This is a genomic window from Simplicispira lacusdiani, from assembly GCF_003604195.1.
GTDB classification, from domain to species: Bacteria; Pseudomonadota; Gammaproteobacteria; order Burkholderiales; family Burkholderiaceae_C; genus Simplicispira; species Simplicispira lacusdiani.
This window is the reverse complement of record NZ_QXGR01000002.1, coordinates 322801-349783: the sequence shown is the minus strand read 5'-3', so window position 1 is coordinate 349783 and position 26983 is coordinate 322801. Positions and strand designations below refer to the sequence as shown.

Annotated in this window: 23 protein-coding genes; 12 read left to right on the top strand and 11 right to left on the bottom strand. The window is 67.4% G+C overall.

From position 1 onward, the window contains the following. Position 1: 1 nt before the first annotated feature. Complete coding sequence (locus D8S75_RS04275) at positions 2–1036, top strand: DJ-1/PfpI family protein (RefSeq protein ID WP_157982588.1); 1035 nt, start codon at positions 2–4, stop codon at positions 1034–1036. 37 nt (positions 1037–1073) lie between these two features. On the opposite strand, the gene D8S75_RS04270 is transcribed toward D8S75_RS04275, so the two are convergent. Then, positions 1074–1565, bottom strand: coding sequence for an Lrp/AsnC family transcriptional regulator (locus D8S75_RS04270; RefSeq protein ID WP_198673140.1), 492 nt, complete (start codon positions 1563–1565; stop codon positions 1074–1076). 70 nt (positions 1566–1635) lie between these two features. On the opposite strand from D8S75_RS04270, the gene D8S75_RS04265 reads away from it, so the two are divergent. Then, positions 1636–2589 (top strand): EamA family transporter, encoded by a 954-nt coding sequence (locus D8S75_RS04265; RefSeq protein ID WP_119964696.1) that lies wholly within the window; start codon positions 1636–1638, stop codon positions 2587–2589. A 93-nt stretch (positions 2590–2682) separates the two neighbouring features. Continuing rightward, the gene (locus D8S75_RS04260; RefSeq protein ID WP_119964695.1) at positions 2683–3021 is read left to right on the top strand and encodes a DUF1840 domain-containing protein; all 339 of its coding nucleotides are present in this window, start codon (positions 2683–2685) and stop codon (positions 3019–3021) included. A 99-nt stretch (positions 3022–3120) separates the two neighbouring features. Here D8S75_RS04260 and D8S75_RS04255 read toward each other — a convergent pair whose 3' ends face one another. The 10 genes from D8S75_RS04255 to D8S75_RS04210 form a co-directional block, all read right to left on the bottom strand. Then, complete coding sequence (locus D8S75_RS04255; protein ID WP_119964694.1) at positions 3121–4137, bottom strand: Bug family tripartite tricarboxylate transporter substrate binding protein; 1017 nt, start codon at positions 4135–4137, stop codon at positions 3121–3123. A gap of 170 nt (positions 4138–4307) precedes the next feature. Beyond that, a complete protein-coding gene (locus D8S75_RS04250) occupies positions 4308–5297 on the bottom strand; it encodes a tripartite tricarboxylate transporter substrate-binding protein (protein WP_119964693.1) in 990 nt (329 codons plus the stop codon). A 232-nt stretch (positions 5298–5529) separates the two neighbouring features. After that, positions 5530–6777, bottom strand: a complete 1248-nt coding sequence (locus D8S75_RS04245) for a phenylacetate--CoA ligase family protein (protein WP_119964692.1) — start codon at positions 6775–6777, stop codon at positions 5530–5532. Between the two features lie 92 nt (positions 6778–6869). Further along, complete coding sequence (locus tag D8S75_RS04240; protein WP_119964778.1) at positions 6870–7679, bottom strand: ABC transporter ATP-binding protein; 810 nt, start codon at positions 7677–7679, stop codon at positions 6870–6872. Positions 7680–7883: 204 nt separating this feature from the next. Then, positions 7884–9212 carry an ABC transporter substrate-binding protein gene (locus D8S75_RS04235; protein ID WP_119964691.1) on the bottom strand — a complete coding sequence of 443 codons (1329 nt, stop codon included), beginning with the start codon at positions 9210–9212 and terminating at the stop codon, positions 7884–7886. 112 nt (positions 9213–9324) lie between these two features. Continuing rightward, positions 9325–10401 carry a branched-chain amino acid ABC transporter permease gene (locus D8S75_RS04230; RefSeq protein ID WP_119964690.1) on the bottom strand — a complete coding sequence of 359 codons (1077 nt, stop codon included), beginning with the start codon at positions 10399–10401 and terminating at the stop codon, positions 9325–9327. 28 nt (positions 10402–10429) lie between these two features. Further along, positions 10430–11359 (bottom strand): branched-chain amino acid ABC transporter permease, encoded by a 930-nt coding sequence (locus tag D8S75_RS04225; protein ID WP_119964689.1) that lies wholly within the window; start codon positions 11357–11359, stop codon positions 10430–10432. A gap of 16 nt (positions 11360–11375) precedes the next feature. Then, on the bottom strand, positions 11376–12161 hold the full coding sequence (locus tag D8S75_RS04220; RefSeq protein ID WP_119964688.1) for an ABC transporter ATP-binding protein: 786 nt from the start codon (positions 12159–12161) through the stop codon (positions 11376–11378). A gap of 17 nt (positions 12162–12178) precedes the next feature. Beyond that, positions 12179–14113, bottom strand: a complete 1935-nt coding sequence (locus D8S75_RS04215) for an AMP-dependent synthetase/ligase (protein WP_119964687.1) — start codon at positions 14111–14113, stop codon at positions 12179–12181. Between the two features lie 179 nt (positions 14114–14292). After that, positions 14293–15465, bottom strand: a complete 1173-nt coding sequence (locus D8S75_RS04210) for an ABC transporter substrate-binding protein (protein WP_119964686.1) — start codon at positions 15463–15465, stop codon at positions 14293–14295. A gap of 248 nt (positions 15466–15713) precedes the next feature. Between D8S75_RS04210 and D8S75_RS04205 the strand changes: the two genes are divergently transcribed. From D8S75_RS04205 to D8S75_RS04165, 9 genes are all read left to right on the top strand, one after another. Further along, positions 15714–16424, top strand: coding sequence for a Crp/Fnr family transcriptional regulator (locus tag D8S75_RS04205; RefSeq protein ID WP_119964685.1), 711 nt, complete (start codon positions 15714–15716; stop codon positions 16422–16424). 164 nt (positions 16425–16588) lie between these two features. After that, entirely contained in the window at positions 16589–17485 is an 897-nt protein-coding gene (locus tag D8S75_RS04200; RefSeq protein ID WP_119964777.1) for a DUF4394 domain-containing protein, read from the top strand. Beyond that, a complete protein-coding gene (locus D8S75_RS04195; protein ID WP_119964684.1) occupies positions 17482–18093 on the top strand; it encodes a methylamine utilization protein in 612 nt (203 codons plus the stop codon). The genes D8S75_RS04200 and D8S75_RS04195 overlap by 4 nt, the downstream gene beginning before the upstream one ends. Then, positions 18090–20423, top strand: coding sequence for a putative bifunctional diguanylate cyclase/phosphodiesterase (locus D8S75_RS04190; RefSeq protein ID WP_119964683.1), 2334 nt, complete (start codon positions 18090–18092; stop codon positions 20421–20423). Before D8S75_RS04195 ends, D8S75_RS04190 begins: the two co-directional genes overlap by 4 nt. Positions 20424–20476: 53 nt before the next feature. Next, entirely contained in the window at positions 20477–21493 is a 1017-nt protein-coding gene (locus tag D8S75_RS04185) for a pseudouridine synthase (RefSeq protein ID WP_119964682.1), read from the top strand. 20 nt (positions 21494–21513) lie between these two features. Then, complete coding sequence (locus D8S75_RS04180) at positions 21514–22794, top strand: esterase/lipase family protein (protein WP_119964681.1); 1281 nt, start codon at positions 21514–21516, stop codon at positions 22792–22794. 106 nt (positions 22795–22900) lie between these two features. Continuing rightward, a complete protein-coding gene (locus D8S75_RS04175; RefSeq protein WP_119964680.1) occupies positions 22901–23836 on the top strand; it encodes an exopolyphosphatase in 936 nt (311 codons plus the stop codon). 346 nt (positions 23837–24182) lie between these two features. After that, positions 24183–26135: a molecular chaperone HtpG gene (gene htpG, locus D8S75_RS04170; protein WP_119964679.1), complete on the top strand. Its 1953-nt coding sequence runs from the start codon at positions 24183–24185 to the stop codon at positions 26133–26135. Positions 26136–26425: 290 nt separating this feature from the next. After that, the gene (locus D8S75_RS04165; RefSeq protein ID WP_198673139.1) at positions 26426–26980 is read left to right on the top strand and encodes a hypothetical protein; all 555 of its coding nucleotides are present in this window, start codon (positions 26426–26428) and stop codon (positions 26978–26980) included. Positions 26981–26983: the final 3 nt, after the last annotated feature.

The following is a 26983-nucleotide window of genomic DNA, read 5'->3' as shown; positions in this document are numbered from 1 at the left end:
GGTGGCTTCCCCACTGGTGCTGCCCCTGCGCGCGGCCAGTGCCCCATCGGTGATCGCCGTGCTGGCCCTGAACGAGGGCACCGAGACCACCGATTTCCTCGTGCCGTACGCCGTGCTGCGCCAGGCCCAGGTGGGCGTGGTGGAGGCCGTGGCGCCGCAGCCCGGTCCGGTGGCGCTGATGCCGGCGCTGGAGGTCGAGGGCGTGCGCGACTTCGCGTCTTTTGACTCGGCCTATCCCGCCGGGGCCGACATCGTGGTGGTGCCCGCCATGCACCGCGACGACGACCCATCCGTGCGGGCCTGGCTGCAGCGCCAGGCGGCCCAGGGCGCGGTGGTGGTGGCCGTGTGCTCGGGCGCCCTTGTGGTGGGGCAGGCCGGTCTGCTGGAGGGCCGGCGCATCACCGGCCACTGGTACGACCGCAGCACCCTGTTGCGCCGCCACGCGGGCGCCATGTATGTGCCGGGGCTGCGCTACCTGGCCGATGGGCCCGTGGTGACCACCACCGGGGTCTCGGCCTCGCTGCCCGTATCGCTGGCCCTCGTGGAGGCACTGGGGGGTACGTCCCAGGCCCGCGCCGTGGCTGATGCATGGGGTCTGCGGTCCTGGCCGGTGGCGCACCGCAGTGACCGGTTTGGCCTGGGGCTGGCGCAGGTGTGGACCCTGGCCGCCAACGCGGCGCTTTTCTGGCGCCACGAACGCATCGAACTGCCCGTGGCCGATGGTGCGGACGACGTCGCCCTGGCGTTCGCGGCGGACGCCTGGTCGCGCAGCTACCGCTCCCAGGCAGTGGCGGTGAACCCGCAGGCCCCGGGGCAGCCGGTGCGGTTGCGCAGCGGACTGACTCTGCGCGTGGTGCTCCCGCAGGACGTGGCCGTGCCAGCGGCGGTTCCCGAGGGGCCGCCCGCGTGCGCGCTGCGCGCCAGTCTGGGCGCCATCGGGCGGCGTTATGGCGACGGCACGCGCCAGTGGGTGGCCACGCAGTTGGAATACGACGAAGCGCAGGACGATTGCATCGTGCCTGCAGCCACGCCTTGACGGTCGGTGCTTTTCTCTTGCGCGCTGCGGGGTGGTGTCAGCGTCCCACCTTGTCGGAGCCCATCCAGCCCAGGTCCAGCGGCCGGTCCTCGAATTCGGTGTTCAGCACCACGGTGCTCGTGGTGCGCGCCACGCCCTCGATGGCCTTGATCTGGTAGATCACTTCTTCCAGTGCGCGCGCGTGCGTGGTGCGGATCTTGGCGAGGAAGTCGTATTCGCCGGCCACGCTGTGCAGCTCTTCCACCTGGGGCATGGCGCGCAGGCGTGGCGCCACGTCGCGGCAGTGGATGCCGCCGTCGTTGCGGATGGCGACGAAGGCGGTGAAGTTCAGGCCCACGCGTTCGGGGTCCACGCTGATCGAGAAGCGCCGGATCACGCCCTTGTCCAGCATTTTCTTGACGCGCTCGTGGACGGCGGCGGTCGAGAGGCCGACCTCGGCGCCCACCTCGGCGTAGGAACGCCGGCCATCGGCGCCTAGTGCCGAAATAATTCTGGCATCTAAGCTATCAGTCTGTATATTTGCTTGCACTGCATTCCTTTCTCGGTAAAAATTACGAAAACACGGTGTTTTCCATAAATTTTCCGGTCAGGTGAAGAATATGCCGACATTTTTCAAGACGCAAGCGGCGCATCCCCGGGGCCTCGCGGTGGCGGTCGCGCTGCTGCTGGTCTATGTGGTCTGGGGCACGACCTATTTCGCGCTCGGTATCGCGTTGGAGAGCATGCCGCCGCTGCTCATGAACGCCAGCCGTTTCCTTTGCGCGGGGGGCGTGATGCTGCTCGTGGCCGTGGCGCAGGGCCAGGCGCTGCCCACGGCGGCACAGTGGCGCCACAGCGCGCTGGTGGGTGGGCTCATGGTGTTCCTGGCGATGAACTGCATCGGCTTCGCGCAGAAGATGGGCATCGGCTCGGGCCTGATGGCCACGGTGGTCACCACCATGCCGATGTGGCTGGCGCTGTGGACGCGCTGGGGCGGCGAGCCGGTGCCGGCCACGAGCTGGATGGGCCTGGCGCTGGGCGTGGCGGGCGCGCTGTTGCTGGCGCTGGAAGGGGATTTCTCGGCCTCGGGTGTCGGCGCGTTGCTCGCGTTTGGCGCGCCGCTGTGCTGGAGCATGGGCTCGTATGCATCGCGCCGGCTCTCGCTGCCCGCGCCGGCCATGGCCTCGGGCGCGCAGTGGTTCATGGGCGGTGCCATGGGCATGGTGGTGGCGCTGTGGGTGGAACCCGTGAGCGCGCTGGCCCATGTGAGCGCGCGTTCGTGGATGGCCTGGGTCTACCTGCTGGTCATGGGCACGCTGGTGGCGCTCAACGCCTATCTCTGGCTGCTGCAGAACACCTCCGCCGCGCTGGCGGGGAGCTACTCGTTCGTGAATCCGGCGGTGGCGCTGCTGGTGGGCGTGGCCCTGGGCGGCGAGCGGCTCACGGGCTGGGTGTTCGCGGCGCTGCCGCTGATTGGCGCGGCGCTGGCCTTCATCCTCTACGGCCGCGCCATCGAGCACGGCTTGCTGCGTGCCCGGGCGCTCTTGCCAGCGGGCAAGACGTCACCCTGGTGATGCGCTGCCGCTGGCCGCCATGCAGTTCTTGCCGCCCGGCGCACAATCGGGGCACCCCTTCACACGCGATCACATGTATTCCGAGGAAGCGCCATGCTCTACAAATTCAAGTCCCGCGCAACGGCCGACCTGATCATGCTCGAACCCCAGGGCAAGCGCCTGCTGGAGATCATCGGCAAGGAGCCGGGTGGGCGTGGCATCGTGACCGCCGCCCAGATTCCGGCGGCCATCGCTGCGCTGGAGACGGCGGTGGCCGAGGAGGAGCGCCGCCTGGCCGAGGCCGGACAAACCGCCGATGCCGATGAGGCGCCGGCCGTAGGCCCCGACGGCAAGGAGCGCGACGCCGTGACGCTGCGCCAGCGCGTCACGCCCTTGATCGACATGCTGCGCCGCAGCGCCGCCGAAGGCCACGACGTGGTGTGGGGGGCGTAGGCGCCAGCCGCCGCATGGCGCGCCACCCCTTGCAACCGGCGCGGCCCGGGTCAGCGGCCGCCGCGCAAGAGGGACGGCGCCGACGGCGGCACCAGAGGGTCAATCCACTTTCGCCCCGGAGGTCTTGACGACCTCCGCCCACTTGCGGTGTTCGGCCTCGATGTGCCGGGCGAAATCGGCCGGGCGCATGCCGCCGGGGATGGCGCCCTGGGCCAGCAGCTTTTCCTTCACGGCCGGCGCGGCCAGGGCCTTGGCCACTTCCTGCTGGATGCGGTTCACGGTGTCGGCGGGTGTGCCGGCCGGTGCCAGCAGACCGAACCAGGAACTGGCTTCGTAGCCCTTGAGCGCCGGGCCGCCAGCCTGTTCCACGGTGGGGATGTCGGGCAGCGCCGCCGAGCGTTCGGTGCTGGTCAGGGCCAGGGCCTTGAGCTTGCCGGCCTTGATCTGCGCCATCGAGGAGGGCAGGTTGTCGAACATCACGTCCATGTTGCCGGCCACCATGTCCATCAGCGCGGGGCCCGAGCCTCGGTAGGGGAAATGCGTCATGTACGTGCCCGTCATGCTCTTGAACAATTCCCCCGCGAGATGGATGGAGGTGCCATTGCCGCTCGATGCCATGTTGAGCTGCCCGGGGCGCGACTTGGCGACACGGATGAAGTCCTGCACGCTGGCGATGCCCAGGGTGCGTGCCTTCTCGGTGTTCATCACCATCACATTGGGCACGGCGGCCACGAGGGTGATGGGCGCGAAGTCGCGGATCGGATCGAACGGCAGCTTGGCGTAGAGCGCGCGGTTGATGCCATGGGTACCCACGGTGCCCATGAGCAGGGTGTAGCCATCGGGCGCCGATTTGGCCACGGCATCGGCGCCGACGTTGCCGCCCGCGCCGGCCCGGTTGTCCACGATGAAGGGCTGGCCGAAGGCGCGGCTGAGTTCGGGGGCCATGGCGCGCGCCAGGATGTCGGTGGTGCCGCCCGGCGCGAAAGGCACGATGATGCGCACCGGCTTGGCGGGCCATGGGTCCTGGGCATGGGCGATGGGCAGCAGGGCGGCCGCGCCGCAGGCCAGGACGGTGGCCAGCAGGCCGCGGCGGCGCGGGACGTTCGTGGGGCGCATGGAGGTCCTTTCCAGAAAGTGTGCGGGGTGGACCTGGTTGTATGCCATCGCGTGCCTTCGTGGCAGATGGATAACCCGTGCCGTGCGCCGGAAGAAAAAAGGCCGCCGCACCCCGAGGGGTGGCGGCGGCCATGGCGGGTGGCGGCAAGCGCCGGCCCGCTCGGGCGGAATCAGTCGGCGTAGGTGCCGGCAGCCTTGATGACGGCGCCCCACTTCTCGATTTCGGACAGCACGAATTTCTTGTGCTCGGCCGGTTCGATGCGCTTGTCCGTGGCCACCACGGCGCCCAGGCCTTCTTGCTTCTTGATGAACTCGGGGTCCTTGAGCGCGGCCTTGAGGGCGTCGTTGATCTTCTTGACCACGTCGGCCGGCGTGCCCTTGGGGGCGTACAGGCCGTGCCAGATCGTGACCTGGAAGTTCTTCAGGCCCGACTCGTCGAGCGTGGGCAGGTCCTTGAGCGAGGGGGTGGCCAGGCGCTTGGTGGTGGTGACCGCGAAGGCCTTGACCTTCTTGCCCTCGATCTGCGGCGTGGTGTTGGTGGTCTGATCGCACAGCAGGTCGATCTGGCCGCCGATCAGGTCGGTGATGGCGGGTGCCGTGCCCTTGTAGGGCACGGGCGTCATGTCGACCTGCAGCGCGCTCTGGTACATCAGGCCGCACAGGTGCGAGGCCGATCCCAGGCCGGCGTTGCCCAGGTTGATCTTGCCCTTGTTCTGGCCGATCCAGGTAGCCAGTTCCTTGTAGTTGTTGGCGGGGATGCTGGGGCGGGCGATCAGCGTCATGGGCACGTCGTTGACGATGCCCAGGTACTCGAAGTCGTTGGGCACGCTGAAGGCCAGCTTGCGGTACAGCGCGGGCATGGTGGACATGCCGATGTGGTTGAGCAGCAGGGTGTAGCCATCGGGCGCGGCGCGGGCCACCTTGGCGGCACCGATGGAGCTGCCGGCGCCGGCGGTGTTATCGATCACCACGCTCACGCCGCCCAGCGGCTTGCGCAGCGACTCGGCGAGGTCACGCGCCACGCGATCGGTGGGGCCGCCGGCGGCAAAGGGCACGACGATGGTGACGACCTTGTCCTTGGATGGATATTCCTGGGCGGACGCACCAAAGGCCAGGCTGGTGGCGATGGCCAGGATGCTGAGATTCAGCAGTTGCTTCATTGTCTGTCTCCTGTGATTGACAGCGCATGATAAAGGCCGTCCCACGGAGCGCCATCGCGGAAATTACTTAGGATTTTGAGTAAGGGAATTTTGAGCTGCATGGCCTGAAACGCCCATTTTCAGGGTGCATGCAGCTATAAAAGAAGTAGCACACATGTAATGTGTGAACATATGAAAAAACCGGCGGGAGCACCGCCGGTCTGGGTCTGCGCAAATGCCTGCCGCCGGAGGCTCAGCGATAGCTGCGTGCGTCCTCGATGACCTTGCCATCGTTGGGCAGGGTGCCTGGGGCCACCAGTTCCACCTCGCCGCGCAGCTTGGTCACCTCCCGCATCGCGTCTTGCAACTGAACAGCCAGGCCGCCAGAGGTTTCGGTGGTCTCTACCTGGAGCACCATCTGGTCGTTGGCCATTTCGCCACTGACCACGAGGCGGGCACGCTGAACCTGCGGAAAGCGCTTCACGATGGAGCTCACCTGGCCAGGATGCACAAACATGCCGCGCACCTTGGTCGTCTGGTCCGCGCGCCCCATCCAGCCCTTGATGCGCGTGTTGGTGCGGCCCGTGGGGCAGGCGCCGGGCAGTACCGCAGAGAGGTCGCCCGTACCGAAGCGGATCAGCGGGTAATCGGGGTTGAGCGTGGTGACCACCAGCTCGCCCACCTCGCCCTCGGGCACGGGATCGCCCGTGCCAGGGCGCACGATCTCCACGATCACGCCCTCGTCCAGCACCAGGCCTTCACGGGCCTCGGTTTCATAGGCAATCAACCCCAGATCGGCCGTGCCGTAGCTTTGGTAACCGGTGATGCCGCGCTCTTGCAGCCAGTCACGCAGCGAGGGCGGAAAAGCCTCGGCCGAAAGCATGGCCTTGGTCAGGCTGGGCAGGGGGACGCCCATCTCGGCCGCCTTCTCCACGATGATCTTGAGAAAGCTCGGGGTGCCGATATAGCCCGCGGGCTTGAGGTCGGCAATGGCCTGCACCTGCTGCTCGGTCTGTCCCGTGCCGCCGGGGAACACCGTGCAGCCCATGGCGTGGGCGCCGCTCTCCATCATGGAGCCCGCAGGCACGAAGTGGTAGGAGAAGCAGTTGTGGATCAGCTCACCGGGCCGAAAGCCTGCCGCGTAGATGGCGCGCGCCATGCGCCAATAGTCGGGGCGTGCGCCTTCGGGTTCGTACAGGGGACCGGGGCTCGCGAACACGCGCGGCATGGCCTTGCCAAAGCCGACGGCCGCAAAGCCGCCGAAGGGGCTCTGGGCGCGCTGGGCTTGCTGGCGCTCCAGCAGTTCGTGCTTGCGCGTGACAGGCAAGTGGGCCAGGGCCTGGCGGCTGGTGATGGCGGCAGCGTCCACGCCGGCCAGGATGCTGGCAAAGGCGCTGCTGGCCTTTTGTGCGTGGGCCACCTGCTGCGGCAATGCAGCCATGTGGGCGGCTTCGCGTTCGGCACTGGAGCGTGTTTCCAGTGCGTCGTAGAACTTGCTCATGCCGGGGGCTCCTGTGTCTGAAAGAAAATTTAGATCAAAAACGCCCCTGGCGCCCATTCAGAAAGCGCCAAAAGCTATAAAAAAGATAGCAATTAGGCCAGCCAGCGCTTGCGGCGCTTGTAGCTCTTGACGTCCTTGAAGCTCTTGCGCTCGCCGCCGCCGACGCCGAGGTAGAACTCCTTGACGTCCTCGTTGCTGGCCAGGTCGACGGAGGGGCCGTCCATCACCACGCGGCCCGATTCCATGATGTAGCCGTAGTCGGAATACTTCAGGGCCATGTTGGTGTTCTGCTCGGCCAGCAGGAAGGTGACCTTTTCCTTCTTGTTGAGGTCCTGCACGATGTTGAACACCTCTTCCACGATCTGCGGCGCCAGGCCCATCGAGGGCTCATCCAGCAGCACCATGTTGGGGTTGGTCATGAGCGCGCGGCCGATGGCGCACATCTGCTGCTCGCCGCCCGAGGTGTAGGCCGCCTGGGAGGTGCGGCGCGTCTTCAGGCGGGGGAAGTAGTTGTAGACCTTTTCGAGGTTGGCGGCGATCTCGGCCTTGCTCGAACGGGTGTACGAGCCGGTCATGAGGTTCTCCTCGATGGTCAGGTGGGCGAAGCAGTGGCGCCCTTCCATGACCTGCACCACGCCGCGCTTGACCAGGTCGGCCGGCGAGAGATTCTCGATGCGCTCGCCGCGCAGGTCGATGGACCCCTTGGTCACTTCGCCGCGTTCGCCCTTGAGCAGGTTCGAGACGGCCCGCAGCGTGGTGGTCTTGCCCGCGCCGTTGCCGCCCAGGATGGCGACGATGCTGCCCTCGGGCACCTGCAGCGAGACGCCCTTGAGCACGAGGATCACGTGGTTGTAGATGACCTCGATGCCGTTGACGTTGAGAACGATGTTTTTAGAGTCCATGGTGTTGCCTTCGCTGTGCCAATCGAAAGGGTTGCGGCACAACCCTTTCGGTTGGCGGCTGTCATCACAGCCGTTCAAAACCGGCGCGGCTCCCTCGCCAGGGACACCGTGGAACGGGCTGTGCCCGGCCACCGGTGTCGTCCCCCTTCCCGCGCGCAGCGCGAGAGAAGGGGGAAGGCGAGCAAGCGCCTCAGGGGGAAGTCCTCAAGACTGGCAGTCGGCCGTGTCGCGGCGCGTCAGCTTCTTGTCGCCCAGGTACTTCTCGGAGCCTGCCTTGACCATGGGCTTGAGGATCTGCTCGTCGGCCTGGTACCAGTCGGCGCCGATGTTCCACTTCTTGCCGTCCCAGGTCTGCACGCGGGCCCAGGTCGAACCCATGTGGTCTGCGCAGCTCGTGGACAGGGGGCGCATCACGTTGTTGAAGCCCAGGGCGTCAAGCTTCTTCTGGTCGAGCGAGAGGTTTTCCAGGCCCCAGCGCACTTGCTCGCCGGTCATGACCTTGCCCTTGCCGAAGCGTTCCTGGGCGCGGCGCACGGCCTCGATGCTCAGCATCTGGATGATCACGCCACGGGTGTACAGCACCGAGCCCACTTCATCCTTGGGGCCCGTGCCCTGGCCCTTGTCGTGCACATGCTTGAGGATGTCCTGGATGACCTTGGGTTCCTGGCCCGAGCCGTTGAGCGCCAGGGCGTTGTAGCCCTTGGCACCCTCGCCCACGTCGCGCACGTCGGGTTCCGCGCCGGCCCACCACACGCCGTACATCTTGTCGCGCGGGTAGCCCGTGGCCTGGGCTTCCTTCAGGGCGGTGGAGTTCATCACGCCCCAGCCCCACAGCAGCACGTAGTCGGGACGGCTCTGGCGCACCTGCAGCCAGGTGGCCTTCTGCTCGACGCCAGGCGCCGTCACCGGCAGCATCTGCAGCTCGAAGCCGTGCATCTTGGAACGTTCCTGCAGCAGCGGGATGGGTTCCTTGCCGAACGGGCTGTCGTGGTACACGAGCGCGATCTTCTTGCCCTTGAGCTTGTCCATGCCGCCCAGGCCCTTGCCGATGTGCTGCAGCAGGATGTCGGCGCCGGTCCAGTAGCTGCCCATGAAGGGGAAGTTCCACTTGAACGCCATGCCGTCCTGCGAGACCGACAGGCCATAGCCCAGCGTCATCAGCGGGATCTTGTCGGCCGGGGCCTTTTCGGTCAGGGCGAAGGTGATGCCGGTCGATTGCGGGTCGATCAGGGACACGCCGGGCTTGCTCTTGAGGCGCTCGTAGCATTCCACGCCGCGGTCCGTGGCGTAGCCGGTTTCGCATTCCTCGAAGGTCAGCTTGACACCGTTGATGCCGCCGTCACGGGCATTGATCATCTTGATGTAGTCCTGCTTGCCGTTGGCCCAGGGGGTGCCGTTGGGCGCGTAGGGGCCGGTGCGGTAGGACAGCAGCGGGAAGAACTGCTCCTTGGCTTGGGCGACGGCGCTGGTGCTCAGCGACGAGGCGCCTGCGGCCACGATGGCGGCGGCAATCACGATTTTCGAAAGCTTCATGGATGTCTCCTTTGGATGAAAGTGTTGAAGCACGGAAAGAACCAGACCTCTAGTGGACGCCCCAAACGGGGCTGTCTGTATCGGGAATAGCGTGTAAGTGGTTTCCTGTGGATCAGTGCGGGAAGGGCCACAGGCGGAGCTTCTGCTTGCCGATCGACCACAGCTTGGCCAGGCCGTGGGGCTCGACGATCAGGAACCACACGATCAGCGCGCCGAAGATCATCAGTTCGGCGTGCGAAACCGCCGCCGTGGAGATCTCCATGCTGAACAGGCCGGCCACGGCGGGCAGGAACTGGTTCAGGAAGATGGGCAGCACCACGATGAAGGCCGCGCCGAAGAAGGCGCCCATGATGGAGCCCATGCCGCCGATGATCACCATGAACAGCAGGCGGAACGAGATTTCCACCGAGAACGCGGCCGGCTCCCACGAGCTCAGGTGCACGAAGGCCCACAGCGCGCCGGCCATGCCGACGATGAAGGAGCTCACGGCGAAGGCGCTGAGCTTGGCGTACATCGGGCGGATGCCGATCACCGCGGCGGCCACGTCCATGTCGCGGATGGCCATCCACTCGCGGCCGATGGCGCCGCGCACCAGGTTCTTGGCCAGCAGGGCCACCACCACCAGCAGGGCCAGGCAGAAGATGTACTTGCTCACGGCGCTGTCGATGGGCATGCCCAGGACCTGCAGGTTGCTCACCGACACCGAACCGGAGTCGGAGTTGTTGGTGAACCACTTGATGCGCAGGAACATCCAGTCGCTGAAGAACTGCGCGGCCAGCGTGGCCACGGCCAGGTACAGGCCCTTGACGCGCAGGCTCGGCAGGCCGAACAGGATGCCGAAGAAGGTGGCGCACAGGCCGCCCAGGATCAGCGCCGGGATCAGCGGCATGCCGGGGAAGCGCACGAAGAAGTTGTAGGCACCGTAGGCACCCACGGCCATGAAGGCGCCCGAGCCCAGCGAGATCTGACCGCAGTAGCCCACGAGGATGTTCACGCCGAGCGCCGCCATCGACATGATGACGAGCGGGATCAGGATGGCACGGTAAAAGTAGTCGGTGGCCAGCATGGGCACCACCAGGAAGGCCACCGCCAGCAGCAGGAAGATGGCGATGCGGTCCTGGGCGATCGGGAAGACCTGCTGGTCCGCCCGGTAGCTGGTCTTGAACTGGCCGTTTTCGCGGTAGAACATGGGTTCTCTCCTTGTTGTTCTTGTGGGGTCAGACGCGGTCGATGATCTTCTCGCCGAACAGGCCTTGCGGACGGAACAGCAGGAAGACAAGCGCCAGCACATAGGCGAACCAGATCTCGATGCCGCCGCCCACGAAGGGGCCGAGGTACACCTCGGAGAGCTTTTCGCCCACGCCGATGATCAGGCCGCCGATGATGGCGCCGGGCACCGAGGTCAGGCCGCCCAGGATCACCACCGGCAGGGCGCGCAGCGCCACGGTGGTGAGCGAGAACTGCACGCCCAGCTTGGAGCCCCAGATCATCCCGGCCACCAGGGCCACGACGCCGGCCACGCACCAGACGATGACCCAGATGCGGTTGAGCGGAATACCGATGGACTGGGCCGCCTGGTGGTCGTCGGCCACGGCGCGCAGGGCGCGGCCGGTCTTGGTCTTCTGGAAGAAGATGCTCAGCAGCAGCACCAGCGTGGCGGCGATGCCGGCGGCGATCACGTCCTCCTTGTTCACCAGGACGCCGCCCTGGAACATGGACTCGAACAGGAACACCGGGTCCTTGGGCATGCCCACGTCGATCTTGTAGATGTCGCTGCCGAAGATCGTCTGGCCCACGCCTTCGAGGAAGTAGGTGATGCCCAGCGTGGCCATGAGCAGCGTCGCGCCTTCCTGGTTCACCAGGTGGCGCAGCACCAGGCGCTCGATCAGCCAGGCGACGGCGAACATGAACACGCCCGCGATCACGAAGGCCGCGAGGTTGGCCACGATGGCGTTGTCGATGCCGGTCCACTTCGGGATCCACTCGGAGAAGCGCGCCATGGCCAGGGCCGCGAACAGCACCATGGCCCCCTGGGCGAAGTTGAAGACGCCCGAGGCCTTGTAGATCAGCACGAAGCCGAGCGCCACCAGCGAATAGAGCATGCCGGCCATCAGGCCGCCGATCAAAGTTTCGAGAAAGAATGCCATTTGCTTGTCTCCCGCCTCAGTGGCTGGTGCCCAGGTAGGCCCGGATCACGTCTTCGTTGTTGCGGACTTCGTCGGGCGCGCCGTCGCCGATCTTCTTGCCGTAGTCCAGCACCACGACGCGGTCGGAGATGTCCATCACCACGCCCATGTCGTGCTCGATCAGCACGATGGTGGTGCCGAATTCGTCGTTCACGTCCAGGATGAAGCGGCACATGTCCTGCTTCTCTTCCACGTTCATGCCCGCCATGGGCTCGTCGAGCAGCAGCACCTGCGGCTCCATGGCCAGGGCGCGGCCCAGGTCCACGCGCTTTTGCAGGCCGTAGGGCAGCTGGCCCACGGGGGTCTTGCGGAAGGCCTGGATCTCCAGGAAATCGATGATGTGCTCGACCTTCTCGCGGTGCGCGATCTCCTCGCGTTCGGCCGGGCCCCAGCGCAGTGCCTGCAGGAGCAGGTTGCTCTTGATCTTGAGATTGCGCCCCGACATGATGTTGTCGATCACGCTCATGCCCTTGAACAGCGCCAGGTTCTGGAAGGTGCGCGCCACGCCCATCTCGGCCACCTGGCGCGAGTTCATGTGGTCGAAGGTCTTGCCGCGGAAGGTGATGGAGCCTTCCGAGGGCGTGTAGACGCCGTTGATGCAGTTGAGCATGGAGCTCTTGCCGGCGCCGTTGGGGCCGATGATGGAGCGGATTTCATGCTCCTTCACGTTGAAGGAAATGTCCGTCAGGGCCTTCACGCCGCCAAAGCGCAGGCTGATGTTCTTGACGTCGAGGATGACGTCGCCAATCTTTTTCTGGGTCATGGGCTGCTTCCGGTGGTTCAGGCGGTGGCCTTGGCAGGCGCATGGGTCTTGGCGTCGAGGATGCGCAGCGTGGCGCTCACGCTGCCGGTGCGGCCATCCTCGAACTTGACCTGGGTTTCGATGAACTGCTCGGCGAGGCCGCCGTAGAGCGCATCGACCAGCACGCCGTACTTCTGCGCGATGAAGTTGCGGCGCACCTTGCGGGTGCGGGTCAGCTCGTCGTCGTCGGGGTCGAGTTCCTTGTGCAGCACGAGGAAGCGCGCCACCTGCGTGTCGGACATGCCGGGCTCGCCCGCCAGGTCGGCGTTGACCTGGCCGATGCAGTCGGCGATGAGCTGCAGCACCTGGGCCTTGGAGGCCAGGTCCACATAGCCGCCGTAGGGCAGGCCCTGGCGTTCGGCCCAGTTGCCCACGGCCTCGTAGTCGATGTTGATGAAGGCGCAGACCTGGTCCTTGCCGTGGCCGAAGCAGACCGCTTCCTTGATCTGCGGGAAGAACTTGAGCTTGTTCTCGATGTAGTTGGGCGCGAACATGGCGCCGCCGTTGAGCTTGCCCACGTCCTTGGCGCGGTCGATGATGCGCAGGTGACCGTCCTGGTCGAGCACGCCGGCATCGCCCGTGTGGAAGTAGCCGTTGGCGTCGATGACCTCGGCCGTGGCGTCGGGGCGCTTGTAGTATTCCTTGAGCACCGAAACGCCCTTGACCAGCACCTCGCCGTTGTCGGCGATCTTCAGTTCGATGCCGGGCGCTGCCTGGCCCACGGTGTTGAGCTTGACCTGGCCGTTCTTCTGGATGCACACATAGGCGCAGGTCTCGGTCTGCCCGTAGAGCTGCTTGAGGTTGATGCCGATGGAGCGGAAGAAGCGGAACAGATCGGGGCCGATGGCGGCGCCGGCGGTGTAGGCCACGCGGATGCGCGACAGGCCCAGCACGTTGCGCAGCGGGCCGTAGATGGCGATGTCGCCCAGGGTGTAGAGCAGCCGGTCCATGAAGCCCACGCTCTTGCCGTCGAGAATGTCGGAGCCCACGCGGCGGGCCAGGTCCATGGCCTTGGCATACATCCAGCGCTTGGCGGGCGCCGCGTCTTCCATGCGGATGGAGACCGAGGTCAGCATGCCCTCGAACACGCGCGGCGGCGCGAAGTAGTAGGTGGGGCCGATCTCGCGCAGGTCGATGGAGACGGTGCTGGCCGATTCGGGGCAGTTGATGGTGAAGCCGGCCACCAGCCACTGCGCCACCGAGAACAGGTGGTCACCCACCCAGGCCGGAGGCAGGTAGGAGATCACGTTGTCGTGGGGGTTGAGGCCATCGACCTCGACACCGCCTTGCGCGGAGGCGATGAAGCTGTAGTGGGTCTGGCACACGCCCTTGGGCTTGCCGGTGGTGCCCGAGGTGTACAGGATCACGGACACGTCATCGGGCTTGTTCTGGGCCACCAGGGCCTCCCAGGCGCCGGGGTGCGCGCGGTCCCACTCGGCGCCCAGCGCCTTGAGCTTCTGCGTGCTGATCAGGCCGGGCTGGTCGTAGTTGCGCAGGCCGCGCGGATCGTCGTAGATGATGTGGGTGATGCTGGGGACGGTCTCGCGCACTTCGAGCAGCTTGTCGACCTGTTCCTGGTTCTCGGCGAACAGGAACTGCACCTCGGCGTCTTCCATCACGAAGGCCATTTCGGAGGCCACGGCATCCTGGTACAGCGGGATCGGCACGCCGCCGATGCTCTGCACCGCCACCATGCTCATGTAGTGGTGCGGGCGGTTGTCGCCGATCAGGGCCAGGTTCTGGCCGCGCTGGAAGCCCAGCGTGAGCAGGCCGCAGGCCAGATGGCGCACGGTCTCCGAGGCGTCCTTCCAGGTCCAGGTCTGCCAAATGCCGTATTCTTTTTCGCGCAGCGCCGGGTCCGTGGGGCGCTCGGCTGCGTGTTTGAGCAGCAGTTGCGGGAACGTGGTCTTCATTCCGGTTCCTATCAGTTGCAAGATGTCGTCCGTCCGTCCGGCGGTGCCGGCAAGCGTGGCCTGGGCCACTAAGCTGATGGCAATCCTAGGCGGGACTTTGACGCCATCTTGTCTTTGCGACGACAATTTAGGGGAAACTCCTGATCGGGTTAATACCCCGCCAGGGCCTGGAAAGGTTCTCAGCGCAGGAAGCGGCCATCGCGTCCCACCATGGTCAGTTCGACGAAGCGCGAGGCGTTGCGCTCGGGCGTGGTGGCGTGGATGTCGAAGCCGCCGAGGTCCATCTTCTTGAGGCTCCATGTCGCGTCGATGAAGGCCGCGCGCGTCGGGTTCTTGCCGGCGCGCTGCAACGCGTCGATGAACACCCGCGCGTTGATGTAGCCCTCCAGCGCCAGGTGCGAGGGCTCGATGGGCGTCTCCAGCGCCTTGATGGCCTGATGGAAGTCGCGCACCACGGGCGTGATCACATTGGTGGGCAGCGGCACCACCTGCGAGATCGCCATCCCCGTGGCATGCGCGCCCAGGGCCTTGACGTTGGCCGAGGTGCCCAGCACCGACAGCGCATAGAGCGAGACCCCCGTGCGCAGCGGCCGGAAGGCCTTGACGAACTCCAGCGCGGGCTTGCCCGCCAGCCCGATCAGCACCGCCTCGGGATTGCTCTCGGCGAGCTTGCGCGCGGCGGCGCCGGCGTCCGATGCATCGTTCTCCACCGTGGCCGTGACGGCGTTGGGCAGCTTGGCGCGCTCCATGGCCATCTGCGCGCCCGCGAACACTTCCTTGCCGAAAGTGTTGTTCTGGTAGACCACCGAAATGCGGCGGATGCCCAGCGTGGCCAGGTGCTGCACGCATTTCTCGGCTTCCTCGGCGTAGCTCGCGCGGATGTTGAAGACATTGCGCGCGCCGGGCACGCGGCTGAGTTGCCCGCCGGTGAACGGCGCGAAGAACGGAATGCCTGATTCGAGCACCTTGGGCAGCATGGCCTCGACCATCGGCGTGCCCATGCAGTTGAAGAGCGCGAAGCAATCCTTGTCGGCCAGGAACCGGTCGACGTTGGCGAGCGCGCGCGGGATTTCGTAGCCATCGTCCAGCGCTTCGAGCTCGATCCTGCGGCCCAGCACGCCGCCGCGTGCGTTGGCGACGGCGAACGCCGCCTTCGCGCCCTGGTGCATGGCGGAACCCAGGTCGCCCAGCGGGCCGGTCAGCGCCGTGGACTGGCAGATCTTCAGTGGGCCTTCCTGTGCGCTGGCTTGCGTGGCCCAGCCCAGCCAGGGCAGGGCGATGGCGCCGGCCAGCAGCCGGCGGCGCGCGAGAAGGGGGGAGGGGCGCGAAAGGGGGTTGCGCGGGTCGTTCATGGGGCAGTCTCCTGGAAGAGGGGGCGGGCCGCGCCCGGACGGCCGCATCATCGGGCGCAGATTGGAATTATTTTGTCCTTGCGACGACAATTGGGGTCATGGTATTCCCGTACCGCCGCGTCGCGGAATATGCCCCCCTTTCCTGACAGGAAGGGCGGTGGGACGCGGTGGCGTGTAAGGTTCCCGCCGGTTTCCTCATGACAATCCGGTGGCTGGGAGCCGAGGCCCGCCCACCCCTTTCGCACCGCATGAACCAGGATCTGTCATTGCACCATCGCCGCCGCCAGCCCTCCTCCGAGGAACTGGCCGGCATTCCCTGGCTGCCGCTGCTCCAGCCGCAGGAGCGCGAGCGCGCCGTCGCGGCGCTGCTGGTGGGCGATGCGCGCGCCGGCGACTACGTCTGCCGCATCGGCCGGCCCGTCACCTACTGGTTCGGCGTGATCGAAGGCCTGCTCAAGATGAGCAACGACAGCGTGGACGGCGGCACCATGACCTTCGCGGGCCTGCCACCGGGTGGCTGGTTCGGCGAGGGCACGGCGCTCAAGCGCGAACCCTACCGCTACAACATCCAGGCGCTGCGCAAGAGCGTGGTGGCCGGGTTGCCGATCGACAGCTTCCACTGGCTGCTCGACCACTCCATCGGCTTCAACCGCTACGTCATGAACCAGCTCAACGAACGCCTGGGCCAGTTCATCGCGGCGCGCGAGATCGACCGTCTGAACAACCCCGATGCCCGCGTGGCGCGCAGCCTGGCCGTGCTGTTCAACTCGGCCCTGTACCCGGGCGTGGGCGAGGTGCTGCGCATCACCCAGCAGGAACTGGCCTACCTGGTGGGCCTGTCGCGCCAGCGCGTCAATGAGGCGCTGACGGCGCTGGAGGCCCAGGGCACCATCCGCGTGGAATACGGGGGGCTGCGCGTGCTGAATCTCGCGGCCTTGCGCTCCAGCGTGATGCAATAGGGCGCGGGTCGAGATATTGCAAAAAAACGGCTGTAGCGCCCTGCAGAAATGCGCTAGCCGCTATCTTTTTTGATGATTCTTTTCGACCATGCGGGCAAACCCCCGGGGGCGCCGGGCGGCGCGCATCAGGTATAACCGGAGGCAATGAATCGGAGGTGACGGCCATGGCATCGACATCGAATTCCTGCCGCCCGGGCTTGGCGGCCGGCCTGCTGGCCAGCGCCCTGCTGGCGGCCTGCGCCGGCTCGCTGGCGCCAGCCGCCGGGCTGGGCGAACAGGTGGTGGCGGTCACGGCGCAGCACGAGCTGATCCTGTTCCATGCCGGAGAGCCCCAGCGCATCCTCGAACGCCGCCCCGTGACCGGCCTGGCGCCGGGCGAGCAGCTCGTGGGCATCGACTACCGGGTCGCCCGGGGCGTGCTGTATGCGCTGTCGCAGGCGGGGCGTCTCTACACCCTGGACGTGGCCTCGGGCGCGCTGAGCCCGGTGGGCGCCGCGCCGTTGGCCGTTCCCCTGCGCGGCACGGCGTTCGGCTTCGACTTCAACCCGGCCGCCGACCGCATCCGCGTGGTCTCCAACGCCGGACAGAACCTGCGCCTGCACCCCGACACCGGCGCGCTGGTCGACGGCGACCCCGCCACCGGAGGCGTGCAGACCGATCCCGCGCTGCGCTATGCCTGGAGCGACACGCACGCGGGCCGCCACCCGGACATCGTCGCGGCGGCCTACACCTACAACACCCAGGACGACAAGCTCACCACCAACTACGCCATCGACCGCGCGCTGGGCGTGCTGGCCCTGCAGGGCTCGCGCGAGGGGGCCACCCCTGCCGTTTCGCCCAACACGGGGCAATTGCGCACCGTCGGGCCGCTGGGCCTGGGGCCGCTGACCGATGCGTCCTTCGACATCGCCGACGTGGGCAACACCGCCCTGCTGGCGGCGCGCACCAGCGGCGATGCCCGCACCCGCCTCTACACCGTGGACCTGGAGACCGGCCGCGCCACGCCCATGGGCCTGGTGGGCGACGGCAGCCCCCTGCGGGGCATGGCCATCGCGCCATGAGCCATCGCGCGCGCGGCCTGACCTTGGCGGTGCTGGGCTTCGGCATGGCCGTGGGCGCCGGGGCGGTCGGCGTGCGGGTCGAGGTGCAGGACGCGGCGGGCAAGCCCCTGGCGGACGCGGTGGTGTTCCTGGAGTCGGCCGAGGCGCGGCGCCAGGTGCGGCCCCTGGCCGAGCAGGAGATGTCGCAGGAGAAAAAGACATTCGTCCCAGGCGTGCTGGTGCTGACCACGGGCACCGAGGTGCGCTTCCCGAACCGCGACACGGTGCGCCACCACGTGTATTCGTTCTCGCCCGCGAAGCCATTCGAGCTCAAGCTCTACGCCGGCACCCCGGCCCATCCTGTGCGCTTTGACCAGCCGGGCGTCGTGGTGCTGGGCTGCAACATCCATGACCACATGGTCGGCTGGATCGTCGTGCTCGACACGCCCTATTACGCGCAGACGCCGGCCTCCGGCGCGGTGCCGATCACCGACGTCCCCCCGGGCAGCTACCGCCTTCGCGCCTGGCATCCCCGGCTGCCGGTGGGCGTGCCCGTGCCGGAGCAGGCGCTGACCGTGCCCGCCAGCGGCGCCGCTGCGACCGTGCGCATGATGGGGCTGCAGCCTTGAAGCCGCGCCCGATCCGCCACAGCCTGATCCTGCGGCTGGTGGGCATCTCGCTGCTGCTGCTGCTGATCGTGCAGGCCGCGGGCTTCGCCGTGGTGAACCGCGGCATCGACCGCAACGCGCGCGGCCAGATCGCGCGCGAACTCGACACCGACGAGCGCGTCTGGCACCGGCTGCTGGAGCAGAACGCCGAGCGCCTGCGCCAGGGCTCGGCGCTGCTCGCGGCCGACTACGGCTTCCGCGCGGCGGTCGCCTCGGGCGACCAGGAAACCATCCAGTCGGCGCTGGAGAACCACGGCGGCCGCATCGGCGCGGCCGCCACGGCACTGCTCGATACGCAGCTGGCGCCGCGCGCCGTCAGCCTCGCGGGGGGCATGCAGCAGATGCCCGCCTCCCTGGCGCAGGTGGTGCGGGCCCTGGCCGCGCAGCCGCAGGGCAGCCAGGTGGCGGTGATGGACGGGCGGCCCTACCAGTTCGTCATGGTGCCGCTGAAGGCGCCGCTGGTGATCGGCTGGGTGCTCATGGGCTTCCCGGTCGGCCAGCCGCTGGCCGACGAGATGCGCCAGTTGCTTGCTGTGGACGTGGCCGTGCGCGTGCGCACGCCGGAAGGCGCCGTCTCGCTGCCGGTCAGCACCCTCGCGCCGGCCGTGGCCGCGCCGCTGCGCGCGTCGGCCGGGCCCGTGTCGGAGCTGGAAACCGAGGCCGGTATCTTGCTGGTGCGCACCAGCCGGCTCGACGCCGTGGGCGGCGAGGTGCAGGCCCTGCTGCTGCGCTCGGTCGATGCCGTGGTGGCGCCCTATCGGCAGCTGCAGTTCCTGCTGGCCACCATCACCGCGGGGGGCGTGCTGCTGTTCGCCCTGGGCAGCGGCGCCATGGCGCGGCGCGTGACCACGCCGCTGCGCTCGCTGCTGGCGGCCACGCACCGGCTCGCCAGCGGCGACTACAGCGTGCCCATGGAGCACACCGCGCGGGCTGACGAGATCGGCGACCTGGCGCGCTCGTTCGACCACATGCGCCTGGACATCGCGCGCCAGCAGGCCAAGGTGCGCGACCTGGCCTACCGCGACCGCCTCACCGGCCTGCCCAACCGCGAGCGCTTCCGCATGGCGGTCATGCAGGCCATCGGCACGCCCCGCAGCCCGCCCCGGCCGCTGGCCGTGCTGCTGCTCGACCTGGACCGTTTCAAGCATGTCAACGACGTGCTCGGCTATGCCTTCGGCGACCGCCTGCTGCAGGCCGTGGCGGGGCGGCTGCGCCCCCATGTGCACGCGCCGGGCGATCTGGTGGCGCGTGTCGGTGGCAACGAATTCGCCCTGCTGCTGCACGACACCGATGGTGCCCAGGCCCTGGAAGTGGCCGAGGGCATCGCGCGCTCCTTCGAGACACCGCTGGACTTTGACGACCAGACGGTGGACCTGAGCGCCGGCATCGGCATCGCCTGCTGGCCGGGCGACGCGCAGGATGCCGACACCCTGCTCAACCGCGCTGAGATCGCGATGTACGCGGCCAAGCGCCATCTGAGCGTGGCCCTGCTCTACGACCCGGCGTTCGACTCGGCGAGCGTGCAGACCCTGACGCTGCTGGGCGACCTGCGCCGCGCCGTCGAGCGGGGCGAACTGCGCCTGTACCTGCAGCCCAAGGTGGCGCTGCACGGCCAGGCAGGACACGCGGCCGAGGCCCTGGTGCGCTGGCAGCACCCGCAGCGCGGCCTGGTGCCGCCGATGGAGTTCATCCCCTTCGCCGAGCAGACCGGCTTCGTGCGCCAGCTCACGCTGTGGATCTTCGAGGCCGTGGCGCGCCTGCTGGCCGACGCGCGCGTGCGGCCGCTGGGGCTGCGCGTGTCGGTCAACCTGTCCACGCGCGACCTGCTCGACATCGAGCTGAGCGCGCGGCTGGAGGCCATCCTCGCGCGCCACGGCGTGCAGGCCGCGAGCTTCTGCCTGGAGATCACCGAGAGCGCCATCATGGACGACCCGCAGCGTGCCGAGGCCATGCTCAACCGCCTGTCGCAACAAGGCTTCAAGCTCTCCATCGACGATTTCGGCACGGGCTACTCATCGCTCGCCTACCTGCGGCGCCTGCCGGTGCAGGAGCTGAAGATCGACAAATCCTTCGTGATGGGCATGCAGGCCGGGGAGGGCGACGCGCAGATCGTGCGCTCCACCATCGACCTGGCGCACAATCTGGGCCTGAGCGTGGTGGCCGAGGGCGTGGAGAATGCCGACATCCTGGAGCGCCTGCGCGTGCTGGCCTGCGACGAGGCGCAGGGCTACCACATCAGCCGGCCGCTGCCGGTCGACGATTTCCTGGCCTGGCACGCCCAACACGCCTGAACCCTGGCGCCGCCGGCACCGCCGCCGCGCCCCCTTGCAAGCACACCGACACCATGCCTTCCAGCCCCCGCCCGCCCGCCGCGCCGCCTGAACCCGCCGCCTCCCGCCGCCTGACGCTGCGCCGCCCGGCGGCCCCGGCCGCCGCACCGCCCCCCCGGCCCTCCGCGCCGGCGCCGCGCGGCGCCACCCCGGCGCCACGCCCGCCACGCGCCGCGCCGCCACCGGCTGCGCCCGCCAGCGGAGAGGGCGGCACGCGCCTGAACAAGCGCCTGGCCGAGCTGGGCCTGTGCTCGCGCCGCGAGGCCGACGACTGGATCGCGCGCGGCTGGGTCTACGTCAACGGCCAGGTGGCCGAAATGGGCGTCAAGGTCACGCCGCAGGACCGCGTCACCGTCGAGCGCGCGGCGCAGCGCCAGCAGGACAGCCAGGTCACCATCCTGCTGAACAAGCCCATCGGCTATGTGTCGGGCCAGGCCGAGGACGGGCACCAGCCCGCCGTGGCGCTGATCAACCCGCGCACCCATTGGCGCGAAGACCCGAGCGGCCTGCGCTTCACGCCGCCACACCTGCGCGGCCTGGCGCCGGCCGGGCGGCTCGACATCGACTCGGTGGGCCTGCTGGTGCTCACGCAGGACGGGCGCGTGGCGCGGCAGATCATCGGCGAGGACTCGACGATGGACAAGGAATACCTCGTGCGCGTGGTCTACCAGGGGCCGGGCCCGCTGCGCGCCCTGCCGCCGGGCGCGCGCGCCGAGCCGCTGCAGGAGATTGACGAACGCGACCCCGTCAGCACCAACGTGCAAGCGGTGTTCCCGCGCGAGCAGCTCGAACGCCTGCGCCATGGCCTGAGCCTGGACGGCCAGCCGCTCAAGCCCGCGCGCGTGGAGTGGCAGAACCCCGAACAACTGCGCTTCGTGCTCACCGAGGGCAAGAAGCGCCAGATCCGCCGCATGTGCGAATTGGTGGGCCTGAAGGTGGTGGGCCTCAAGCGCATCCGCATCGGCCGCGTCACGCTGGGCAACCTGCCCGTGGGGCAGTGGCGCTACCTGGGGGCGCACGAGCGCTTCTGAACCTTTTTCGGAGCAACACCATGGCCCTTCCTCCACCGCCCAAACCGGGCCAGGCCGCGAGGGCGGGCATGGCCGCCGCGCGGCAGCTGCGCGCCAGCGACCTGCGCGGTGCGGCGCGCCTGGCCACCCAGGCCACGGCCGGCGTGGCGCGCATCGCCGAAGGCGTGCACCAGTCGGTGCTGGGCACGCTGGGGCTGCCCGGCGGCGCCGAGGCGGGCCGCGCGCGCGGGCTCACCGGCATGGTCTACCAGGGAGTGCAGGGCGTCACGCGCCTGGTCGATGCGGGCCTGCAGGCCGCGCTGCTGCGGCTCGAACCCTTTCTGGAGCGCGCGGCTGGCGGCGCGGACGCGGCGCCGCCCTTCGAGCGCGAAGCCGTGCTCTCGGCGCTGAACGGCGTGATGGGCGACCGCCTCGCGGCCGACGCCAACCCGCTGGCCGTGCCGATGGAACTGCGCCAGCAGGGCCGGCCGCTGGACCTGGCCGCGCTGCGCGCCAGCGGCGCCGCCACCGGCAAGGTGCTGCTGCTGGTGCACGGCCTGTGCATGAACGACCTGCAGTGGCAGCGCGCGGGCCACGACCACGGCGCCCACCTGGCGCGGGCGCTGGGCTATACGCCGGTCTACCTGCGCTACAACACCGGCCGGCACACCTCGGAGAACGGGCGCCTGCTCGCAGGGCACATCGAGGCGCTGCTCCGCGACTGGCCCGTGCCGGTGCAGGAATTCAGCATGCTGGCGCACAGCATGGGCGGGTTGGTGGCGCGCGCGGCCTGCCACTACGGCGCCGAGGCCGGGCAGCGCTGGCCCGCGCAGTTGCGCCGCATCGTCTTCCTGGGCACACCGCACCATGGCGCGCCGCTGGAGCGCGCGGGGAACTGGGTGGACGTGCTGCTGGGCAGCACCCCCTACAGCCGGCCGTTCGCCCGGCTGGGCCAGTTGCGCAGCGCGGGCATCACCGACCTGCGCCACGGCCATGTGCTCGATGCCGACTGGCAGGGCCGCGACCGCTTCCGCCGCAGTCCCGACGCGCGCACCCCGGTGCCCCTGCCCTCTGGCGTGGAGTGCTTCGCCGTGGCCGCCACCCTGGCCGCGCGCCGCAGCCCCGTGGCCGAGCGGCTGGTGGGCGATGGTCTGGTGCCCTTGCGCAGCGCCCTGGGCGTGCACGATGATGCGGTGCGCGGCCTGGCGTTTGCGCCCTCCCGCCAGTACGTGGCCCACCGGACAGGGCACCTGGAACTGCTCTGCGACCCAGGCGTGGCCCGCCAATTGGCCGCTTGGCTGGCGCCGCCGCCTGCCGGTTGAGCAGGCGGGGCCGCCGTCCATCCTTTTTTTGGAAAGGGAATGGCCGGGGAGGCGCACAGGATTGCTACCATCCACGCTAGCAACGATATGTAACAAGGAGAGACTCGTGAGTGACCGCAAGTACCGTCTGGTGACCCGCAGCGATTTCGACGGCCTGGTGTGCGCCGTGCTCCTCAACGAGATGGAACTGATCGACGACATCCTGTTCGTCCACCCCAAGGACATGCAGGACGGCAAGATCGAGATCACCGAGCGCGACATCACCACCAACCTGCCCTATGTGCCGGGCGCGCACCTGGTGTTCGACCACCACGAGTCGGAAACCGTGCGCAACTCGGGCCGGCGCGATGTCAACCACATCATCGAGGCGCACGCCCCGTCGGCGGCGCGCGTGGTCTACAACCACTACGGCGGCAAGGCGGCCTTCCCGCGCATCACCGACGAGATGATGGAGGCCGTGGACCAGGCCGACTCTGCCCAGTACTCGCGCGAGGACATCCTCGATCCCCAGGGCTGGGTGCTGCTCAACTACCTCATGGATTCGCGCACCGGGTTGGGCCGTTTCCGCGAGTTCCGCATCAGCAACTACGCGCTGATGATGGACCTCATCAAATACTGCCGCGACCACACCATCGAGCAGATCCTCGCCTTGCCCGACGTGCAGGAGCGCGTGGCGCTGTACCGCGAGCACGCGGCCAAGGCCAAGGAGCAGATCCTGCACTGCGCCACCCAGATCGGCAACCTGGTGGTGCTCGACCTGAGGCCCGAGGAAACCATCTGGGCCACCAACCGCTTCATGATCTATGCGCTGTTCCCCACGGCCAACATCTCCATCCACGTGATGTGGGGCCTGCAGAAGCAGAACACGGTGTTCGCCACGGGCAAGTCCATCCTGGACCGCAGCAGCAAGACCCATGTGGGCAACCTGATGCTGGAATACGGCGGCGGCGGCCACGCCGCGGCCGGCACCTGTCAGATCGCCAACGACAAGGCCGACCGCGTGCTGCAGATGCTGGTGCAGCGCATCAACGCGGACGGCTAGGCCGGGCCATCCCCCGGAGCGGCTGCGCCGCTTCCCCCTTCTCTCGCGCTGCGCGCGGGACGGGGGACGCCGCCAGCGCTGGTCCGCGCCGCGCTGCTTGCATGGACAGTGCCGGACACGCGCAGCGCAAAGGAAACAGGTGGGTTATAGTAAAAATAGCCTCTAGCGCTTATCCATCAAGCGCAAGTAGCTATCATTTTTGATGGCCTGGGCCGTGCCAACCTCGGCGCGGCCCAGGGTTGAAACCCGCACAATCGCCCCTAAATGCACGCCTGCAGGCGCAGCCTCGCCCAGGAGGCGACTGCGTGCCGCCTTTTCTCGCATCGGATTTGTCACTACAACCCCTATGAGCAAACAAACCCTTTCCTTCCAGGCCGAAGTGGCCCAGTTGCTGCATCTGGTCACGCACTCGCTGTACTCCAACCAGGAAATCTTCCTGCGCGAGCTGATCTCCAACGCCTCCGACGCCTGCGACAAGCTGCGCTTCGAGGCGCTGAACAACAACGCGCTGTACGAGGACGCGCCCAACCTCGAAGTGCGCGTGAGCTTCGACAAGGACGCCAAGACGCTCACCATCCAGGACAACGGCATCGGCATGAGCGCGCAGGAGGCCATCGACCACCTGGGCACCATCGCCAAGAGCGGCACCAAGGACTTCATGGGCAAGCTCACGGGCGACCAGAAGGCAGACGCCCAGCTCATCGGCCAGTTCGGCGTGGGCTTCTACTCGGGCTTCATCGTGGCCGACAAGATCACCGTCGAATCGCGCCGCGCGGGCCTCAAGGCCGACGAGGGCGTGCGCTGGGTCAGCGGCGGCGCCGGTGACTTCGAGGTCGAGACCATCAACCGCCCCGCGCGCGGCACCAGCGTCATCCTGCACCTGCGCGACGACGCCTCCGAATACCTCAACGCCTGGAAGCTCAAGCAGGTGATCGGCAAGTACTCCGACCACATCAGCCTGCCCATCCTCATGGAAAAAGAGGAATGGAAGGAGAGCGAGAAGGAAGGCGAACCCGGCGGCATGGTCAAGACCGGCGAATGGGAAACCGTGAACAAGGCCAGCGCCCTGTGGACCCGCCCCAAGAAGGACATCACCGAAGAGCAGTACCAGGAGTTCTACAAGGCCATCAGCCACGACCACGAGAACCCGCTGACCTGGGCGCACAACCGCGTGGAGGGCAACACCGAATACACGCAGCTGCTCTACATCCCCGCCAAGGCGCCGTTCGACCTGTGGAACCGCGACAAGAAGGCCGGCGTCAAGCTCTACGTCAAGCGCGTCTTCATCATGGACGACGCCGAGGCGCTGATGCCCAGCTACCTGCGCTTCGTCAAGGGCGTGATCGATTCGAGCGACCTGCCGCTCAACGTCAGCCGCGAACTGCTGCAGGAAAGCCGCGACGTGCGCTCCATCCGCGAGGGTTCGACCAAGCGCGTGCTGAGCATGCTGGAAGACCTGGCCAAGCACGACAAACATGACGCCCCCGCCGAGGGCGCCGACGGCGTGACCGACGTGGTGAGCGAGGAAGACAAGGCCAAGGAAGGCAAGTACACCGCGTTCTACGCCGAGTTCGGCGCCGTGCTCAAGGAAGGCCTGGGCGAAGACTTTGCCAACCGCGAGCGCCTGGCCAAGCTGCTGCGCTTTGCCAGCACCACCAGCGACGCCGTGAGCGTGGGCTTTGCCGACTACAAGGCGCGCATGAAGGAAGGCCAGGAGGCCATCTACTACATCACCGCCGACACCCTAGCCGCCGCCAAGAACAGCCCGCAGCTCGAAGTCTTCAAGAAGAAGGGCATCGAGGTGCTCTTGATGACCGACCGCGTGGACGAGTGGGCGCTGAACTACCTGCACGACTTCGACGGCACCCCACTGCAAAGCGTGGCCAAGGGCGCCGTGGACCTGGGCAAACTACAGGACGAGGCCGAGAAGAAGGCCGCCGAGGAGGCCGCCGAAGCCTTCAAGCCCGTGCTTGCCAAGCTCAAGGAAGCCCTCAAGGACAAGGCCGAGGACGTGCGCGTGACCACCCGCCTGGTCGACTCGCCCGCCTGCCTGGTGGTGCAGGACGACGGCATGAGCACCCAGCTCGCCCGCATGCTCAAGCAGGCCGGCCAGAAGGCCCCCGAAACCAAGCCCGTGCTGGAGGTGAACGCCGAGCACCCGCTGGTCAAGAAGCTTGATGGCAGCGTGCACTTCCACGACCTGGCCCACATCCTGTTCGACCAGGCCCTGCTGGCCGAAGGCGGCCTGCCGGAAGACCCGGCGGCTTACGTCAAGCGCGTGAATGCGCTGCTGGCGTGATGTGAATGAAAAGTGGCGCTAGCGCTTACGGTATAAGCGTCAGTAGCTGTTAAAAAATGAGCAAAAAGACCTCGGTGGAGCTGGAATTCCACCGAGGTCTTTTTCTTGGGTTGGTGCCTGCTTTCGACACTAAGCAGCCGGTCAGAGCAAAGCCAGAAAGCTGTCATCTGATGATGTACGGAGCCACGGCACGGCTCAGCCTCGTGCACAAGCTATAGTGTTTTGAACGAATGGCCTGCGGCTTGGTACGTCTACATTCGTCAGCTTTCTTAGGAAGGAGGGTGAGCACCATGCCCAATGATCTCGACAAGCTTGTGTATCTCGACCTTGAGTTCGTTTCCAGAAAGTTTGAAGAAGTCTTTGGGGTTGACCCCGGCACGACAGTCACGCGGCAAGAAGGCGCGACAGCTGGCATAAAGGCATTGTTCGCGAATGCGGGAATCACTACGCAGGAATCTAGAACCTACTCAATCACGTCGCGCGAGATGGTTCAACGCCTTTGGGCACACTTGAACGAACACTACGAGCACTTCACGGCATTCGAGAACTACAAGGGTACGAAAGTCCTGTGGGTTACTGGAGTCCTTACGGTTGGTGAATGGAAGCAGCGCGGCGGTGAGGCCCCAGGCTACGAGTACTTCGAGCTAAAGCACGATGGAGACCGCATCGCGCTTCTCGCACAGCAGAGCTATTTCGCGGCTGGCTTCGCACAAGTGCTGCACGCGTCACCGGCGCTGAAGGGGAACATCGGCATTCCCGTTCGTTGTCTCGCCAGGGTCATGTGGCATGTCGATGCTGCAAGGAACTATGTAGCCTGCCCATATGTCGTCGCGGAAGAAAGCTAACCA